Genomic DNA, 18377 nt, shown 5'->3' on the forward strand with positions numbered 1-18377 from the left:
TGCAGTTCACGAAATGCAAATGGCCGGCACTGAGGAGCAGGTATCGGCCGCGCTGCTCGAACGTATCGCGCGGTGCCGCACGGCGGTTCTGCCGGGGCGACGGATTCCGCTCCATATCGGCGACGAGCCGGTCGGCTATGTCGGCGCCGCCCTGGCCGCGGACCTTGCGTCCTATGCGCGTCCCCATCCCGGCGGGCTGAGCATTCCGCCGGAAGAGGCCGCGCGGCTGAACGCGGTGGCGACCCCGCTCGGCCCGGCGCACGGCTTCCGCACGCGGGGCGAGTTGTTCGACGTGCGCAGCCGGATCGACGGACCGGTGCTCGCAACGCTCGACCGCGGGGCGCTGCCCGCCTTCGGAGTCATCGGCGTCGGCGTGCATCTGAACGGCTATGTGCGGCGGGCGGATGGGCCCCATCTGTGGATCGGCCGGCGGAGCGCGACGAAGAAGCTCGATCCCGGCAAGCTGGACAACCTGGTCGGCGGCGGCGTCTCTGCCGGAATGGGCGCGTTCGACACGCTGGCGAAGGAAGCTGCCGAAGAGGCGAGCATTCCCGCCGGCACGATCGCCCAAGCGCGGGCGGTGGCGCGGATCGCCTATGACATGGAGCGGCCGGAGGGGCTGCGGCGCGACCTGCTGGTCTGCTACGATCTCGAGCTGGACGAGTCGTTCCGCCCCGAAGCGGCGGATGGCGAGGTGGAATCCTTCAGCCTCGTCCCGGCCCGGGAGATGCTCGGCATCGTCGCCGGGACCGATGAGGTAAAGTTCAACGTCAATCTCGTGATCATCGATTTCCTGCTCCGCCACGGCGTGCTCGCCGATCCGAGCGGCCGGGTGCGGGCGGCGCTCGCCGCCCAGCCGCCGGCGGCGGCGGATTGACGCGCCGCCGGGTGGCAGGGATCAGAAATCGAGGTCGGCGTAGTGCGGCGGCGGCGTGAAGCCGGAGACACGATCGTTCAGCAGCGGGCGGAAGGCCGGGCGGGACTTGATCCGCGCATACCATTCGCGGGCGGCCGGATTCACCGACCAGTCGATATCGCCAATGAAATCGAGGGCCGAGAGATGCGCCGCGGCGGCGAAATCGGCCAGCGAGAGATTGGCGCCAGCAAGATATTTCCGCCGCTCGGCGAGAAAGCCGATATGACCGAGATGGGCGCGTAACGCCGCATAGCCGTCGCGGATGCGCGAGGGGTCGGGGGCGCCGCGCTTGGCCGCCGGCTTCATCACCTTCTCGTAGAGCAGGTTGCGCGACACTTCGGTGGCGAAGCGCTCGTCGAACCAGGCGGTGACGGCGCGGATCTCGGCGCGCTCGGCCAGCGTGCGGCCGATCAGGGAAATGTCCGGGTAAGCCTCGTCGAGATATTCGCAGATGGCGTTGGAATGGGGCACCACCAGCCCGTTCTCCTCGACCAGGGTCGGCACCGTGCCGGCCGGGTTCATCGCGAGGTATTCCGGGCGGCGCTCCCATGTCCGTTCGAGCTTGAGTTCGAAGGGCAGCCGCTTTTCGGCCAGCACGAGCCTGACCTTGCGGGCAAAGGGCGAGAGCGGGAGGTGATGTAGAATGCGCATGAACCGGCGTTATCGCAGGACGGCACCGGCGTGCAAGACGCGGCGGCGCCGTGCACCGCACGCAACCATCCGTAGCATGTCATCACATTTATTCACTTTCGAGAATATCACAATTCCGTTACACTCAAAAGGCTGACGGACACACCCGTTGGGCTCAAGAAACGATATTTGGAGACACGCCATGAAACAATGCTTTTCCAGCGAGGGCGGCGCCACGCGTCGTGCGACCCTGCTGGGCACCGCCTCGATCGCCGGACTTGCGCTTGCCTCGCGCGCCGGCGCGGCGGCGCCGCAGACCGTCACCCTGCCCTTCGCCAATGGCGAGCGGCCCATCGTGCCGGCGGGAACGTTTCCGCAAAAAGGCGAGATGATCCTGCAGCGGACCCGCGCGCCGCTGCTGGAAACGCCGTTCGAGGTGTTCCGGGACAACCTGTTCACACCGAACGACCGCGCCTTCGTGCGCTGGCACATGGCCGACTTCCCGGAAAGCATCGACACGGCGAAATACCGGATCAGGGTTTCGGGCCTCGTCGACAAGCCGGTCGAGATCACCCTCGACGAGCTGATGCACGGCTTTCCGATCCGCAAGATCGCTGCGGTGAACCAGTGCTCGGGCAACAGCCGGGGCTTCATCGAACCGCGGGTGCCCGGCGCGCAATGGGCGCATGGCGCCATGTACAATGCAATGTGGACCGGCGTGCCGCTCAGGCATCTGCTGGCCCGCGCCGGAGTGAAGGCCGGGGCGACGCATGTTGCGTTCCGCAGCCTGGAGCAGGGCGGCGGGCTGTATCCGGCGGATGTCAGATTCGAGAAGGCCATTCCGCTGTCACGCGCCAATGACGGCGAGGTGATGATCGCCTTCCAGATGAACGGCGCGAATCTGCCGCTGCTCAATGGCTACCCGGTCCGCCTCATCGTGCCGGGATGGTATTCGACCTATTGGGTGAAGATGCTCACCGAGATCGAGGTGATGGATCACCCCTCGACCGATTTCTGGATGGCAACCGCCTACAAGATCCCTGACACGCCGACCGGATCGATGACACCCGGTGAGCCGGGGATCAAGATGGTGCCGATCAACGAGATGAAGCCGCGCAGCTTCTTCGGCAGCGTCACCAACGGCGCGCGGCTACCCGCCGGCAGACCCGTCGTGGTTCGCGGCTTTGCCTTCGGCGGCGGCAGCGCCCTGAAGTCCGTTGCCGTGTCGATCGACGGCGGGGCGAGCTGGCGCCCGGCCAGGCTCGGGCAAAACCATGGTGCCTATGGCTTCCGGGACTGGCAAATTCCGGTGCGCTTCCCGAAACCGGGGGCCTATCGGCTGATGGTCCGGGCCACCAACGCGGCAGGGCACGTGCAGCCCGCGAAGGCAGGCTGGAATCCGGGCGGGTTCCTCTACAACGCCATCGAACATGTCGACGTCACGGTCGCCTGAGAAAGGACGGCAAGCCATGAAGATCATCAGCACATATTCCGCGCGCGCCGCTCTTGTTGCGCTCGCGGCGGCGACCGTCTGCGGCACCATTGCACTGGCGGCTGCACCCGGACCGACGCTGGGGCCGCTCTCGGTCAACGTTCCTTCTCCGGGTGGCTATTTCCAGGGCACGGGGGCGGAAATCCTGAACCAGCACTGCGTCACCTGCCACTCGGCGGGATTCGTTGAGCGGCAACCGAAGCTTTCCGCATCGACCTGGACAGTGGAGGTGACGAAGATGAAGAAAGCGTTCGGCGCGCCCTACGCGGAGGCCGACATCCCGAAGATCGTCGACGCGCTGGTGGCCCGGCAGAAGGCGATGAAATAGCCCAACTCAGCCGCCGCGATCGGCCTCGAAGAGGGACTGCAGTTCGGCGACGCTCTGCTCGATGCTGGCGACCACGCGCGACGGGTCGCCGGCAAAGCCGAGGGTTTCGGTGAGCAGCGCCTCGTCCCGCTGCCGGAACGTGAAGATGGTGCGCGCCGCCTCCTCGGCCGGAATGCCGAGTTCGCGCAGCGCGCGTTCGCCGAGTTCGAGGCTCGATGCAAAGGTTTCGCGCACGATGTGCTCGACGCCGCGATCCATCAGCAACTGGGCATGGCGGCGGTTCCGCGCCCGCGCCAGGATGGTCAGGTGCGGCAGGTGGCGGCGCGCGAGGTCGGCCACCCGGAGCGCCGCATCGGGATCGTCGAGTGCGATGACCAGCAGCTTCGCATTGCCCGCGCCGGCGGCGCGCAGGACGGTGAGCCGGGCCGGATCGCCGAAATAGGCCCGCGCGCCGAAGCGGCGGACGAAGGCGACATGGTCGGCGTTCTGGTCGAGGGCGACGAAGGGAATCCGTCGCACCGAGAGCAGCCGGCCGACGATCTGGCCGACCCGACCGAAGCCGCAGATCAGCACCGGGACGACGGCGCCCTCCTCGATCGGGGTGCTCGGCGGCGTCTGCCGGCGGGCGATGCGCGGCATGACCCAGCGCTCGATGCCGGCGAAACCGAGCGGCACCACCAACATCGACAGGGCGACAGTGAGCGTCGCCAGCCCAGACTGGGCCCGGTTCAGCACCCCGGCACCGACGGCGGCGGCGAAGACCACAAAGCTGAACTCGCTGCCTTCCGGCAGCGCCGCGGCAAAGCGCAGCGCGGTGGCTACGTTGCGGCGCTTCGCGAAGGCGACCACGAACCCGACCGCGGTCTTCACCACAAGCAGCGCGGCCACGGAAGCGACGATCAGCAGCGGTTCGCTATGAAACAGCGAGAAATCGACCGACATGCCAACCGAGATGAAGAAGAAGCCGAGCAGCAGGCCCTCGAACGGCTCGATATCGGCCTGGATGGCGTGACGGAACTCCGAATCCGACAGCAGCGCGCCCGCCATGAAGGCGCCGAGCGAGGCCGACAGTCCGGCCCAGTGGGCCAGAGCCGCCGTGCCGACGACGATCAGCAGCGTCATCGCGGTGAACACCTCGGGGGTGCGCGCACCGCCGATCAGGCGGAAGACGCGGTCGGCGAGGACCATGCCGCCGAACAGGATCGCCGCCACCGCCAGCACCGCCCGCCCGACCGCGAGCCAGGGGACATTGTGGGCGAAATGCGCGGCGACATCCGCCGGGGCCGCGCCGGCGGCGAGATGGCTCGCCAGCGTATTGCCGACGAGCAGCGGCACCAGGGCGACCAGGGGGATGAAGGCCATATCCTGGAACAGCAGGACGGCGAAGGCATCGCGGCCGGAGGCGGCGCTGAGCAGGTTGCGCTCGTTCAGCATCGGCAGGACGATGGCGGTGGAGGAGAGCGACAGGCCGAGGCCGACCACCGTCGCCGCCGGCCAGCCGAGTCCGGCGAAATGGGCAAGGACGGCCAGAATGGCGGCGCTCGGGATCATGTGACCGAAACCGAGGCCCAGGATGGTCTTGCGCAGGATCCAGAGCCGGTGCGGGCGAATCTCCAGCCCGATCAGGAACAGCAGCATGGTCACCCCGAGCTCCGACACGCTGCGGATTTCGGAGATGCCGGTGACGAGGCGCAGGCCGGCCGGACCGATGATGAGCCCGGCGAACAGATAGCCCACGATGCTGCCGACCCCGAGGCGACGCGCCAGCGGCACCGTGACGACCGTGGCCGCGAGCAGTGCGACGAGGGTGATGATCATTGGGCCGGTTCCCCGAAACAGGCATGAGCGTGGATTGTGGGCCGCGGATGGTCAGGCAGTACCGGCGCGCGGAAGCGGACCGGCGGAATGACCCTGCCACCGGCCGGCGCGCCCGCCAACCGGCCCGATCGCGACAGGGCGGCCATTCCGTTTCCATCCCATGCCAATCGTGCGACAAACCCTTACGTAAGGCGGCGTGAGAACAGGATGATCGGGATGAACCACGATTTCGACCTTTTCGTCATCGGCGGCGGCTCGGCGGGGGTGCGGCTCGCGCGGATCGCGGCGGGGCATGGCGCGCGCGTCGGCATCGCCGAGGACCGGCACTGGGGCGGCACCTGCGTGAATATCGGCTGCGTGCCAAAGAAGCTGATGGTGATGGCGGCGGAGTACGGGCTTGGCGCCACCGATGCGCGCGGCTTCGGCTGGGACATGCGCGCCGTCGCGCATGACTGGCCCGGTTTCATCGCCGCCAAGGACCGCGAGATCGGCCGGCTGAACGGCGCCTATACGGGACTGCTGGAGCGGGCGGGCGCCACGATCTTCAATGCGCGGGCGCGGTTTCTCGGCCCGCATACGCTGATGGTGGGCGAGCAGCACGTCACCGCCGACCGGATCGCGATCGCGACCGGCGGCCAGCCGCTCCGGCCCGCCATTCCCGGCGCGGACCTCGCGATCGTCTCGGACGACGCCTTCCACCTGCCGGCGCGGCCGGAGCATGTCGTGATGGTTGGCGGCGGCTATATTGCTGTGGAATTCGCCGGAATCCTTGCCGGCCTCGGCTCGAAGGTGGACATCGTCTACCGCCAGCCGCTGCCGCTGCGCGGGTTTGACCCCGACCTGCGGGCGGGGCTGGCGGAGGCGCTGGCGGCGAACGGCATCGGCGTGCATCACGGCGTCGAGCCCGTGCGGATCGAGGCGGCGGGCGCGCGGCGGCGCCTGCATCTGTCGAACGGGCACATGATCGAGGCGGATTGCGTGTTTTTCGCCACCGGAAGGGCACCGAACGTGGCGGGCCTCGGGCTGGACAAGGCCGGCGTGACGGCCAGGCCCGGCGGCGCGATCCCGATCGACGAGGATTATCGCACCAATGTCCCGCACATCTTCGCGCTCGGCGACGTGACCGACCGGCTGAACCTCACCCCGGTCGCCACCGCCGAGGGCCACGCCCTGGCGGACACGCTGTTCGGCAACCGGCCGCGCCGCATCTCCCTCGCCAATGTGGCGAGTGCGGTCTTCTCGATCCCGCCGCTCGCCACCGTCGGCGTGACGGAGGACGCGGCACCCGACGGCGCGAAAGTGTTCGTCGCGCGGTTCACGCCCATGCGTCACACGCTCAGCGGACGCGCGCGGAAAACGATGATGAAGCTGATCGTCGACGCGGAGACCGACCAGGTCATCGGCGCGCATATGCTGGGCGAGGACGCCGCCGAGATCATGCAGGGGCTTGCCGTGGCCATCACTGCCGGGGCGACCAAGGCGGATTTCGACCGCACGATCGGCATCCACCCGACTGCGGCGGAGGAATTCGTAACCCTGCGGACGGAGACACGACGGGTGAACCGCGGCGGCGAATCGGCGAAGCCGCGGGCGGCGGAGTAGCGCGCCCGCCCGGTTTTGGCTTATAGGCCCTTCTCCAAGGAGATCGCCATGAACGACGCTGACACGACGATGCATGATCCGGCGGGCTGGAGCCCGGAATCCTGGCGGGCGAAGCCGATCAAGCAGGTGCCGACCTATCCCGACGCGGCGAAGCTCGCTGCGATGGAGGCCCGCCTGCACGGCTATCCGCCGCTCGTCTTCGCCGGCGAGGCGCGCCGCCTGAAGGCCTCGCTCGCGCTGGCGACGGAAGGCAAGGCGTTCATCCTGCAGGGCGGCGACTGCGCCGAGAGCTTCGGCGACTTCACCGCCAACGTCATCCGCGACACGTTCCGCGTGCTGCTGCAGATGGCGGTGGTGCTGACCTTCGGCGGGTCGGTGCCGGTGGTAAAGCTCGGCCGCATGGCCGGCCAGTTCGCCAAGCCGCGCAGTTCGGACAGCGAGACGATCGACGGCGTCACCCTGCCCTCCTACCGCGGCGACATCATCAACGGGCCGGATTTCACCGCCGAAGCCCGCATTCCCGATCCGGCGCGGATGGAGTTCGGCTATTTCCAGTCGGCCGGCACGCTCAACCTGCTGCGCGCCTTCGCCTCGGGCGGCTATGCCGACCTGCACCAGGTGCATCGTTGGAACCTGGATTTCGTGCGCCGCTCGCCGCTCGCCGAGCGCTACCGCGACCTCGCGGCACGGATCGACGAGACGCTACAGTTCATGGCCGCCTGCGGCATGACCAGCCAGTCGACCCCGCAGATCCACGAGACCGAATTCTACACGAGCCACGAAGCGCTGCTGCTGCCCTACGAGCAGGCGCTGACGCGCGTCGATTCGACGACAGGCGATCATTACGCCTGCTCGGCGCATTTCCTCTGGATCGGCGACCGCACCCGCCAGCTCGACGGCGCGCATGTCGAGTTCATGCGCGGCGTGAAGAACCCCATCGGCATGAAGGTCGGCCCGAGCATGGACGAGGACGACATGCTGCGCCTGATCGAGCGCCTCGATCCGGCGAACGAGGCCGGGCGGCTGACGCTGATCGCGCGGATGGGCGCGGAGCAGATCGCCGCCAAGCTGCCGAAACTGGTGCGGGCGACAAAGCGGGAGGGCCGCAATGTGGCTTGGCTGTGCGACCCGATGCACGGCAACACGATCACCACATCCGGCAAGGTGAAGACCCGCCGGTTCGATGCGATCCTGTCGGAAGTGCGCGGCTTCTTCGACATTCACGAGGCCGAGGGAACCACGCCGAGCGGCGTGCATGTCGAGATGACCGGGCAGGACGTGACCGAGTGCGTCGGCGGCGCGCGGCAGCTTTCCGAGGCCGATCTCGGGGCCCGCTACGAGACGTTCTGCGACCCGCGGCTGAATGCCGAGCAGTCGCTCGAACTCGCCTTCCTGATCGCGGCGGAACTGAAGACCCGTCGCGCGCCCCGCGGCACCGCGATCGCCGCCGAGTAAATGACCCGCGCCGCACGCCGGGCGGTCCCGCGCCCCGATCTCGACGCCGGGATCGCGGCGCGGACCGATGCCTATTTCAACCGGACCAGGGCGATCGTCGCCCGGTTCGGCGATGCGCGGGTCACCTACGCCCTGTTCATGCGCCGCCCCGTTGTCTCCGCGCCGATGCTGATGCTGCGCTGGCTCGACGAGGTGATGGAGGCGCGCGGCGAGCATGTCGAGGTCGAACTCGCCCGGCCCGAGGGATCCTGGGTCGGCGCAGGCGAGCCGATTGCCTACGTGACCGGCAGTTTCGTGGCCCTGGTGGATCTCGAGACGATCCTGCTGCAGAAGCTCGGCCCGGCCTGTGTGGCCGCGCACAATGCCTATCAGATGTGCGCCGCCCTGCCGAAAGCCGCCTTTCTCGCGATGGAATCCCGCCACTGCGCGGGCGCCGAAATGGAAGAGATGATGGCCTATGCGGCGTCGGTCGGTTCGCGGGCGGCGCGGGCCGAGGGCGCGCGCGGCTTCATCGGCAACGCCACTGACGAGACCGCGCATTATTTCGGTGCGCCCCATGGCTATGGGACCATGCCGCATGCGCTGATCGGATATGCCGGCAGCACCGTGCGCGCGGCCGAGATGTTCCACGAGACCTTTCCCGAATCCGACCTCACGGTGCTGACCGATTATTTCGGCCGGGAAGTGACCGATGCGCTTGCCGTCTGCCGGCGGTTTCCCGAGCTGGCCGATGCGGGCCGGCTGTCGATCCGGCTCGACACCCATGGCGGCCGCTTTCTCGAAGGGCTTGACCCGCAGGAGAGCTACGCGGTGATGGAGCGGCACGCGCCCGGCGCGATCCGCCGTTACCGCAGCCATAGCGAATTGCGCTACCTGATCGGCACCGGGGTGTCCGCCGCCGCGATCTGGCGGCTGCGCGAGGTGCTGGACGATGCGGGTTTCGTGCGGGTGAAAATCGTCGCCTCGTCCGGCTTCGGTGTCGAGAAGTGCAGCGTGATGGCGGATGCGCATGTGCCCGTCGACGTCGTCGGGACAGGGAGCTTCATTCCCGAGACATGGAGCGAGACTTACGCAACGGCGGATGTCGTCGCCTATGACGGCGAGCCGCGGGTCAAGCTCGGCCGCGAATTCCTGCTGCGCGAGCGGGCCTGACGCGGCTAGCTCGGACGTCTCTCACTCGTCGTCTGTCGTTTCGTCACCGGGCGCAGCCTGGCTGACCGCGGCGGGAAGGTGCTGCGCGAGAAGTTGAGCCGCCGCCGACGTATCGATCCCGAATTGCGCCGCGATCCTTTCCACCAGCGGGTCACCGAGTGCCTGCCGCACATCTTCGACGCTGACCGGCAGGTTCTCTCCCGCGCCGAGCCAGGAAGCGACATGCGGGCCGAGATCGCTTTGCCGGAGTGTTTGCGTGAGGTCGGACAGACTGATGCCACTGCCCTCCAGCGCCTCCGCCAGGGAGCCGGCCGGCTGCCCCTCGGCAAGGCCGCTGATCAGACCGGAAATTCCGTTGAACAGACCCATTTGAAATCTCCCTAACCAAATACGGCCGGAAACGTTGCACACGTTCCGGCCGCGAATCAAGCAATCCCTGTCGGGATCGTGGTCAGGGACTCAGTATTTGCTGGCGTGCAGATGATGTTCGAGAGCCACCTTCTCGCACACATAGGCACCGCGCTTGGTCTTGCCGAAATACTTCGACTTTTCGCCATGGAAGACCTTGCTGCCCGTCGCGTGCCAAACCACCGTCCCGTGGCAGGCGGCCTTCGCCGCGCCGAGCGTCTTGTAGCCCGGCAGGGCGGCGGCGTGGGCGACATGATGCGTCTTCGCCTTGCTGTCCGGCGCCTTCTTGGTGGCGGCCTGGGCGGTGCCGGCGGCGCTCATGGTGAAGGCGAGCGCGAGCGCGGGAATTGTCGCGCGCAGGATCGTGCCGATGGTCATGGGAGATCTCTCCGATAAGAGGTTGGCTTGTCTTGCGGCCTGGCGATTCGGTCCGCCAGGCCGTGAGAGGGCGGTAACCAGACGTTGAGGCCAAATGATGGCAGGTTCGTAACAATCCGTCATAATCCGGCACGCGGTGACGACGGCACCAAAACCGCCTATCTAGCCGGCATGACCGACACACTCACGCTCGCCATCGCCCAGCTCGACCTTCATGTCGGCGCGATCGACCGCAATCTCGCGGCGATCCGCGCGGCCCGCGCCGAAGCCGCGCGCCGCGGCGCCGACCTGCTGGTCACGCCGGAACTCGGCATCGCCGGCTATCCGCCGGAAGATCTCGTGCTGAAGCCAGCCTTCGTTGCCGCCTGTGAAGCGGCTGCCGCCGAACTTGCCGCCGATACCGCGGATGGCGGGCCGGGCGTCATCGTCGGGCTGCCCTGGAGGGCGGAAGGCGCGCTGCATAATGCGGCTTTCGTGCTTGATGGCGGACGGATCATCGCCCGGCGGGCCAAGCACGAGTTGCCGAATTACGGCGTATTCGACGAAAAGCGGGTCTTCGCGCCCGGCCCGGCCCCCGGCCCGGTGATGTTCCGCGGGTTTCGCCTCGGGGTGATGATCTGCGAGGATTGGTGGCTGCCGGCCGTGTCGGAAACCCTGGCGGAGACCGGCGCGGAACTGCTCATCTCGATCAACGGCTCGCCGTTCGAGGACGGCAAGCTGGGCGTGCGGTTGCAACTCGCGCTCAATCGCGTGGTGGAGACCGGCCTGCCCTTCGTCTTCGCGGCGATGACGGGCGGGCAGGACGAGATCGTTTTCGACGGCGCATCCTTCGCGCTGAATGCCGACCGCTCGCTGGCGCTGCGGATGCCGCATTTCCGTGCGGCAATCGAGACGCTCGTCTGGAAGCGGACAACCACGGGCCTGGTCGCGGAACCGCACGTTCTGCCGCCCGAGCCTGAGCGGCTCGACCTGGTCTACCGGGCAATGGTGATGGGACTGGCCGATTATGTGAACAAGAACGGGTTTCCCGGCGTCATTCTCGGCCTCTCGGGCGGGATCGACAGCGCGCTTTCGGCGGCGGTCGCGGTGGATGCGCTCGGGCCGGCGCGGGTGCGCGCGGTGATGATGCCGAGCCGCTATACCAGCGCGCACAGCCTCGAGGATGCCGCCGCCTGCGCGGATCTGCTCGGCATCCGCTGCGACACGGTGCCGATCGGCGGCGCCACCGAGGCTTTCGCCGCCGTGCTGGAACCGCTCTACGAGGGCCGGACACCGGATATCACCGAGGAGAACATCCAGTCCCGCGCGCGCGGTCTGATCCTGATGGCGCTGTCCAACAAGCTTGGCCACATGGTGCTGACCACCGGCAACAAGTCGGAAATGTCGGTGGGTTACGCGACTCTCTACGGCGACATGTGCGGCGGATATTCGGTGTTGAAGGATGTCTACAAGACGACGGTCTTCGCGCTGTCGCACTGGCGCAACGCCAATCGCCCGGCGGACGCGCTGGGGCCGGCCGGAGCAGTGATGCCCGAACGCGTGATCACCAAACCGCCCTCGGCAGAGCTGCGGGAGAACCAGACCGACCAGGATAGCCTGCCGCCCTACGACGTGCTCGACGCCGTGCTGGAAGGACTGGTTGAGGGCGAGAAATCGATCGAGGAACTGGTCGCGGCCGGGCATGATCGGGCGACCGTGGCACGCGTGTGGAAGCTGCTCGACCGAGCTGAATACAAGCGGCGCCAGGCGCCACCCGGCGTGAAGATTACCGCGCGCGCCTTCGGCCGCGACCGTCGCTATCCGATCACCAACGGATTCACCCGCCTGGTCGGCTGATCAGGATCCGACCCCGGCGGCAATGGCGCCGGCAACCGGGTAGCTCGTCTGCCCGGCGAGGCGCACCAGCAGCGTCTTGGCGCCGGCCGTCAGTGAAGCCGGGATGATGGCATCGCCATTGGTCCAGCGATGCCCGGACTCCAGCGCGTACCAGCCTTCCCCCAGCATTTCGCTCTCGATCGGCACATGAACCATCCGTCCCTCGTTCATTATCAGCAGCTGGACGACATCGAGACCGAGGCGACGGCGATCCTCGGCGTCCGGATGGAGTTCGGCGGGGACGACGACATTCGACATGAGCCGCAGATCGGTCGGCGACGCAGGCAGCTGCACGGCATAGGTCGTCGGATCGAGTGACGAGACGGGCAGGAAACGCCCGTTCGCGAGCACGCGCAGGCCGGGATCGGTCGTTATCTCGGCAGCGGGCAGCCGCGCATCGATGCGCGCCCGGATCGCGGCCAGCATCGGCCCCGATTCGACAAAGGGCGCACAACTGCGGGTTTCGCGCATCGTCTGTGCGAAATCGGGATGAAGGGTCATCGCATCATCGTCGCTTTCGAAGAAGCGGCGATTGCCCGTGTCGAGATAGGACTCGGTGGGCAGTCCTTCCGCGAGCAGGATGTCGTGGGTCTCGAGTTCGATGTGATAATAGGTGAAGTTGCGGCGTTGCTCCTGGACGATCGAGCGGCCGTTCACCAGCGCCTTGGCTGGCACGAGGCAACCATCGAGATAGATCGCATGATCGGGTGAGAGATAGAGTGTGCGCTCGGGCAGACCATCGTCGATTGCGCCGCGCTCGATCCGCACGGGCCAGACTGTTTCGGGCCGGGGATGGCGCTGGCTGTCGATCGTCCGGCGTCCGACCCAGCGCACCGGCCGCATGGCTCCGGATTTGGTGATCAGCCGATCGCCACGGTTCATGGTCTCAACCGGGATGTCGCCATTCAGGCCGAAGATCCTGGTTCCTTCGAGGAAACAAACCGAGGTGGTGACGCCGGCATTCCTGTCACTGGCCGGCTGCGGCGCGAGATCCGCAGACCCGGCGGAAGCGGCCGTCTGGTCCGCAACGCCTCTGGGCGCCAGATCGAAGGGAGACATCGCGGCTTGCGGTGAGGCAGCCTCCGCGGCGAAACGCGTCAGGTCGACAAGGCCGGTCGTGCCGTGCATGTCCGTCTGCTGCAACGGTGCAACCGTGCTGACCTGGTCTTCCGCGTGTTCGTGAAGGTCATTTTGCTCGATATCGAACGACTCGTCCGGATCATCGGACGGATTGGAATCGATGCGCGGCATGGCAATGGGCGTCAGGACCGACAGCAGGAGTTCATCGGCATATTCGACATCGGCGGTTCCGCCGATAGTGCCGCTGATCGTGATCGGATCAACGGATGTGAACTGGAGATCCAGGATACCAAACGTCCTGGCTTCGGGATCGCGATTGCGCACTGCCGCGGACCGTGCCGGTTCCGGAGCCTTTCCGCCCGGCTTCGTCATCCTGCTCATCTTCTTCTCCCACCGGAACGTCGTGCCTGGCCCATAACAGGCATAAAAATCCGGGTAAGTTCAAAATTTGAAAAATTTTCAGTTTTATCTTTTTTTTTATACTTGATAGTATCGTATATGATTTCTGAAATTTGATCAAATTTATTATCGGTTATTTGAAGATGGCAACGCAAAACATTTTCGTTACAAAACTTTCTTTCTTATTTCGATCTCCCGGGTAGCGAGACAAATGCCGCAGGGTGAAAGCATGAAACACAACCGGAGCGACCCGCTCGGCGGATCGCTCCGGTCACAATACGCAGAAACCGGACCCCGGAGCTGAAGGGTCAGACCATCTTCTTGAGCGACGGCGATGCCTTGAATCGCACAGTCTTACCTGCTTTGACCTTGATTTCCTCGCCGGTGCGGGGGTTCACACCCTTGCGCGCCTTGGTCTTGCGGACGGTAAACGTGCCGAAGCTTGGAAGCGTGAACTTCCCGTTCTTTTTCAGTTCCTTGACGATTGCTTCCATCAGGTCCGTCGCGGCGCGGTTGGCGGCCACGCCCGTGATTTCGGCGGAGCCCTGAATGACCTCGGCGATAAACGCTTTCGACATGGTCGAAGCCTCTTTCCTGTCTAAGATCGGCTTTCGGGCCGATGCCGGCGTTTCCGGCAGGTTGGATAAATTGACGAATCGACCAACAACGAATCGATCGGCGGCGAATCTTGTAGCGATTCGCCGTATTATTCAACATACGAAAATGCGTTGACTGCCAATTTGCGCGCTCGTGGCGAAGTTGCGACGACACCGCAGCCCGATTGTTCATCAATCGGCAAGAAAATCCGTTCAATCGAGCGAGATTGGCCAATCCAAGTGGCGAGGGCATCGGGATATCGATGCATTGCCGGTCGCTGATCCTTGATATTCGCCTACGAATTCACAGGCCAGGTCCGCTTGGCATCTTCAGACCCTACTGGATCGGATGGATGGCGATGCTGGCCTGATAGGAACGGCATGTATCCCCTGGCCGGTCAAACCCATTACGCCGGATGATGAGGCCTAGACGAACGCCATCACCACCAAACCGGCTAAAAACGACAGGCTTCCCAACGCAGCAGAGGCAAGACCGAACGTGAGGACGTCGGTAACGACGGAAACCGATGCCAGGACGATCGCGATCTGCAGCAGACCGACGACGATTTCGAGAAGGTGGTAACGCTCAAGCTGATGGTCGCGCGCCTCGGTCTGGCGCAGCGCCTGCGCGCGCAGTTGTGCCTTTCCTTCGCGGCCTTGCGGATCGGAGGCTTCCTTGTCTGCCCTTGCTTCGGCCGCCTGCGCCGCGCGGGCTGTTGCAGGGTCGTTGTCCTGGGTGGCAAACGCCTTGAGCAACTGCGCCTGCGAACGTGCGATATCGGCCTTGATCGCCTTGGCCTGGTAAAAGGACCAAGTGTCGTTCACGGCAATCTGCTTCGAGATATAGTCGTTCTGCGCCGATTTCTCGCCCATCTCGCAAATAGCGAGAGCGGCGGCGAGAATGCCGATCAGCAGCGCCATGCGCCGGGCGTGACGGTTTTCGGGGTGTTCGCGCAAATGCTTGTGGCGTTCGAGACTGTCCGTCGCCGTTTCAATACCGTCCATCACGCCGCCATCGGTGTCAGGGTAAAGCGCCAATCATCGGTCTGGGACATTGGGGGCAGTGGTGCCCAGGGGCGGAATCGAACCACCGACACTGCGATTTTCAGTCGCATGCTCTACCAACTGAGCTACCTGGGCACGGCGCAATCAGCGCGACGCGGGGTTTAGCCGAAGCCGGCGCGCGCATCAAGTCATCACCCTGCAATAACCGGCGATGGCTGCCGCGCGCGCTCAGTTCTTTACGAGGGCCGCCTCCGGCATCTCGATGTCGATCTCGAGCGTGGACACCGTGCCATCGCGGCCCAGCTTGACGTTCACCTTCTCGCGGTCGATCGATACGTGCTTGGCGATCACGGCAAGAATTTCTTCCTGCAGCACCACGGCGAGATCGGATTGGCCGGAGAGCGCGCGTTCATGGGCGAGCAGGAGTTGCAGCCGCTCGCGCGCAACCGGAGCGGTGCTGCGCGAGCGGGTGAAAAAATTGAACAGGTTCATGCGACCTTCCTGCCGAACAGACGGCTCATCAAGGTCTTCTTTTCGACCGGTGCGGTAATTTCGATCGTCTCGCCCATCAGCCGCCGGGCCGAATCGATATAGGCGCGGGCGGGCGCGGATGTTGGACTGTGCAACGTGACGGGACAGCCGACATTCGAGGCGCGCAGCACGTCCTCGCTGTCAGGGATGATGCCGATCAGAGGGATCGCGAGGATTTCCAGGATATCCTCGACCTTCAGCATCTCGCCACGGGCGGCGCGGCCGGCGTCGTAGCGGGTGAGCAGGAGGTGCTTCTCGATCGTTTCGCCCGCCTCGGCCCGCACGGTTTTCGAATCCAGCAGGCCGATGATCCGGTCGGAGTCGCGCACCGAGGACACCTCGGGGTTGGTCACCACCACGGCGACGTCGGCGTGGCGCATCGCGAGCGTGGCGCCACGCTCGATGCCGGCGGGGCTGTCGCAGATGATCCAGTCGAACTTCTCGCGCAGCTCGCCAATCACCCGTTCGACGCCTTCAGGCGTCAGCGCATCCTTGTCGCGGGTCTGCGACGCGGGCAGGAGCGACAGCGTGTCGACCCGCTTGTCGCGGATCAGCGCCTGCGCGAGTTTCGCATCGCCCTGCACGACGTTGACCAGGTCGAACACGACACGACGCTCGGCACCCATGACCAGATCCAGATTGCGCAAGCCGACATCGAAATCGACCACCACGACATTCTGCCCAGCCTGGGCGAGAGCTGCGCCCAGCGAGGCCGAAGAGGTCGTCTTGCCGACGCCGCCCTTGCCCGATGTGACTACGAGAACCTTCGCCATGAATGAATTCCTATCCCAATGCTGCGAGGCGCAGCTCCTTGTCATCCAGCCAGACCTGCACCGCCCGCCCCTGCAGGCCGGTGCCCCAGTGATCCGCCGTGCGGTAGAGACCGTCGATCGCGAGCAGTTCGGCTGCGAGGCGGGAGCAGAAGATCCGCGCCTCGTGACCGTTCGCGAGACCGGCGACGGCACGGCCGCGGAGCGTGCCGTAAACATGGATCGACCCGCCGGCAATAAGTTCGGCGCCCGAGGCAACAGGGCCGATCACCGTGATGTCGCCATCCTCGAAGACGATCGACTGGCCGGAACGGACCGGGCGGTCGATCAGCAGCGACGGGCGGGCCGAAGGAACAAGGGGTGCGGCTGGTGCCTCGACCGCCATGGCGGCTTCGGGTTCCGGAATCTCGATCGCACGGTCGCTACGACCTTCCCGACCCGGCGGAGCGAGATTGACGCCAAACCAGGGCGTTCCGGCCAGCCGCTCCATCTCCACCCCCTCGACGCCGATGATGCGCAGGTCACGCGCCTCGAGCGCCTTGAGAACGGCGGGAAGATCATCGCCGGTCGTCGCAAGAAGGGCGAGATTGACCACAACGGGGCGGCCCTCGAAAAAGCCGACGGAGCGCTGGATCTGCCGGTCGAGCGCATCGAGCCAGGCGCCGAAAGGCGATTCCGGCATGACGACCATGGCCATGAAGGTACGGCCACGGATTCGAATCGCAGGAAGCGGAATGGCTGTTTCAGACACGTGACCGACGTAGCGGGCCGCGGCTTGGCGCGTCAACAAGGGATTTTGGAAAAGTCCAGAAGCCAGCGAAACGATCAAGGACAGGACTGGATTTTTCCGGTTGGCCCGCATGCGCCCGATAGATGGCCCGGCAGGCCGCGACTCGGCGTGGCTGCTCCCCTCTTTTCAGTGCCCGCCGATCAGACCCGATGCCTCGGCCCTCGCACGGCTTTCCGCGATCGATCGTCCAACGCCGATCGCCGCCTCCAGCGCGCGACGCCCGGCTTCGGCGTCGACCAGCACCGGTGCGCCGTCCAGGCACGCGGCATGGAACGCGGCGTGCTCGGCGGCCAGCGCATCATGGTCTTCCCAGCCGGCCTGCTCGATGCCGAATTCCTCGAAACCGGGCATCCGCGGACCTCCGCCCTGCCCTCGCCCGACAAGGCTCAGCCGGCGCGCCGCGAAATCCACCGCGAGATAGCCCGCCTCGGAAAATATTCTCATCCGCCGCTCGGTCTTGAGGGAAATTCGGCTCGCGGTGACGGTGGCGACACAGCCGTTCACAAAGCGCACCCGTGCATTGGCGATATCCTCATGCGCGCTGGCGACTGCCGCGCCGACCGCATCGATGCTTTCGATCGGCTGGGCTACCAGGGCGAGAATGAGGTCAAGATCGTGGATCATCAGGTCGAGGATCACCGATACGTCGGTGCCGCGCGGCTTGAACGGGGCGATTCGCACGGCCTCGATATAAAGAGGCTTGCCCATCCGCGCGGCGACCGCGCCGTGGGCGGCGGAAAACCGCTCGAGATGCCCGACCTGGAGCACGAGGCCGCGCTCACACGCGAGGCGCCCGAGGATTTCCGCTTCTTCCACCGTCGCGGCAATCGGCTTTTCGACGAGAACATGACGCCCGGCCTCGAGCGCGCGCCGGGCCAGGGCGAAATGGGAGTCGGCCGGAGCGGCGACGATCACCGCGTCGGACGTCGCGATCAGTTCGTCGAGCGGGCGGACGACACAACCGGCTTCCGCCGCCACCGCCGCGGCACGGCCCGCATCGGAATCGGACACGCCGACCAGATCGGCCCGCTCGGAAGCGGCCGTCTTCAACGCATGGTAGCGGCCGAAATGGCCGACCCCGATCACACCAACCCCGAGTTTCTGCATCACTTTCCGTTCCCGACCGCAGCGGGCTTGCACCCGCAAGCCGAG

General features: G+C 66.0%; 18 protein-coding genes and 1 tRNA gene. 7 read left to right on the forward strand and 12 right to left on the reverse strand.

Annotated elements, in window-relative coordinates:
* The first annotated feature begins 19 nt into the window (after nt 1-19).
* Nucleotides 20-877 carry an NUDIX hydrolase gene (locus tag ACMV_RS11050; protein WP_013640471.1) on the forward strand — a complete coding sequence of 286 codons (858 nt, stop codon included), beginning with the start codon at nt 20-22 and terminating at the stop codon, nt 875-877.
* Nucleotides 878-898: 21 nt separating this feature from the next.
* Here ACMV_RS11050 and ACMV_RS11055 read toward each other — a convergent pair whose 3' ends face one another.
* Nucleotides 899-1567 carry a glutathione S-transferase family protein gene (locus ACMV_RS11055; protein ID WP_007421968.1) on the reverse strand — a complete coding sequence of 223 codons (669 nt, stop codon included), beginning with the start codon at nt 1565-1567 and terminating at the stop codon, nt 899-901.
* A 181-nt stretch (nt 1568-1748) separates the two neighbouring features.
* Here ACMV_RS11055 and ACMV_RS11060 point away from each other — a divergent pair, with 181 nt between their 5' ends.
* Both ACMV_RS11060 and ACMV_RS11065 read left to right on the forward strand, forming a co-directional pair.
* Nucleotides 1749-2999 carry a molybdopterin-dependent oxidoreductase gene (locus ACMV_RS11060; RefSeq protein ID WP_013640472.1) on the forward strand — a complete coding sequence of 417 codons (1251 nt, stop codon included), beginning with the start codon at nt 1749-1751 and terminating at the stop codon, nt 2997-2999.
* Between the two features lie 16 nt (nt 3000-3015).
* Nucleotides 3016-3366, forward strand: coding sequence for a hypothetical protein (locus ACMV_RS11065; RefSeq protein WP_007421970.1), 351 nt, complete (start codon nt 3016-3018; stop codon nt 3364-3366).
* Nucleotides 3367-3372: 6 nt separating this feature from the next.
* Here ACMV_RS11065 and ACMV_RS11070 read toward each other — a convergent pair whose 3' ends face one another.
* On the reverse strand, nt 3373-5184 hold the full coding sequence (locus ACMV_RS11070; protein WP_013640473.1) for a cation:proton antiporter domain-containing protein: 1812 nt from the start codon (nt 5182-5184) through the stop codon (nt 3373-3375).
* Nucleotides 5185-5400: 216 nt separating this feature from the next.
* Between ACMV_RS11070 and gorA the strand changes: the two genes are divergently transcribed.
* The 3 genes from gorA to ACMV_RS11085 are packed head-to-tail and all read left to right on the forward strand — an operon-like array spanning nt 5401 to nt 9393.
* Nucleotides 5401-6786, forward strand: a complete 1386-nt coding sequence (gene gorA / locus ACMV_RS11075; RefSeq protein WP_041665046.1) for a glutathione-disulfide reductase — start codon at nt 5401-5403, stop codon at nt 6784-6786.
* A gap of 48 nt (nt 6787-6834) precedes the next feature.
* A complete protein-coding gene (locus ACMV_RS11080; protein ID WP_007421973.1) occupies nt 6835-8241 on the forward strand; it encodes a class II 3-deoxy-7-phosphoheptulonate synthase in 1407 nt (468 codons plus the stop codon).
* Nucleotides 8242-9393, forward strand: coding sequence for a beta/alpha barrel domain-containing protein (locus tag ACMV_RS11085; RefSeq protein ID WP_007421974.1), 1152 nt, complete (start codon nt 8242-8244; stop codon nt 9391-9393).
* 21 nt (nt 9394-9414) lie between these two features.
* On the opposite strand, the gene ACMV_RS11090 is transcribed toward ACMV_RS11085, so the two are convergent.
* Nucleotides 9415-9762, reverse strand: a complete 348-nt coding sequence (locus ACMV_RS11090; protein ID WP_007421975.1) for a YidB family protein — start codon at nt 9760-9762, stop codon at nt 9415-9417.
* 90 nt (nt 9763-9852) lie between these two features.
* Nucleotides 9853-10179: a hypothetical protein gene (locus ACMV_RS11095; RefSeq protein ID WP_007421976.1), complete on the reverse strand. Its 327-nt coding sequence runs from the start codon at nt 10177-10179 to the stop codon at nt 9853-9855.
* A gap of 171 nt (nt 10180-10350) precedes the next feature.
* On the opposite strand from ACMV_RS11095, the gene ACMV_RS11100 reads away from it, so the two are divergent.
* Nucleotides 10351-12015, forward strand: coding sequence for an NAD+ synthase (locus ACMV_RS11100; RefSeq protein WP_013640475.1), 1665 nt, complete (start codon nt 10351-10353; stop codon nt 12013-12015).
* On the opposite strand, the gene ACMV_RS11105 is transcribed toward ACMV_RS11100, so the two are convergent.
* The 8 genes from ACMV_RS11105 to ACMV_RS11140 form a co-directional block, all read right to left on the reverse strand.
* A complete protein-coding gene (locus ACMV_RS11105) occupies nt 12016-13515 on the reverse strand; it encodes a Hint domain-containing protein (protein WP_013640476.1) in 1500 nt (499 codons plus the stop codon).
* 326 nt (nt 13516-13841) lie between these two features.
* On the reverse strand, nt 13842-14111 hold the full coding sequence (locus ACMV_RS11110) for an HU family DNA-binding protein (protein ID WP_007421979.1): 270 nt from the start codon (nt 14109-14111) through the stop codon (nt 13842-13844).
* A 444-nt stretch (nt 14112-14555) separates the two neighbouring features.
* On the reverse strand, nt 14556-15134 hold the full coding sequence (locus tag ACMV_RS11115; RefSeq protein ID WP_231295250.1) for a DUF4337 domain-containing protein: 579 nt from the start codon (nt 15132-15134) through the stop codon (nt 14556-14558).
* A 59-nt stretch (nt 15135-15193) separates the two neighbouring features.
* Nucleotides 15194-15269 (reverse strand) — tRNA-Phe (locus ACMV_RS11120).
* A gap of 93 nt (nt 15270-15362) precedes the next feature.
* A complete protein-coding gene (minE, locus tag ACMV_RS11125) occupies nt 15363-15626 on the reverse strand; it encodes a cell division topological specificity factor MinE (protein WP_007421981.1) in 264 nt (87 codons plus the stop codon).
* Complete coding sequence (gene minD, locus ACMV_RS11130) at nt 15623-16438, reverse strand: septum site-determining protein MinD (RefSeq protein ID WP_007421982.1); 816 nt, start codon at nt 16436-16438, stop codon at nt 15623-15625. The genes minE and minD overlap by 4 nt, the downstream gene beginning before the upstream one ends.
* A 10-nt stretch (nt 16439-16448) precedes the next feature.
* On the reverse strand, nt 16449-17297 hold the full coding sequence (minC, locus tag ACMV_RS11135) for a septum site-determining protein MinC (protein ID WP_138919154.1): 849 nt from the start codon (nt 17295-17297) through the stop codon (nt 16449-16451).
* 54 nt (nt 17298-17351) lie between these two features.
* Entirely contained in the window at nt 17352-18332 is a 981-nt protein-coding gene (locus ACMV_RS11140) for a Gfo/Idh/MocA family protein (RefSeq protein WP_041665050.1), read from the reverse strand.
* Between the last annotated feature and the right edge of the window lie 45 nt (nt 18333-18377).

Origin of the sequence: Acidiphilium multivorum AIU301, from assembly GCF_000202835.1 — a bacterium.
Lineage (GTDB): Bacteria > Pseudomonadota > Alphaproteobacteria > Acetobacterales > Acetobacteraceae > Acidiphilium > Acidiphilium multivorum.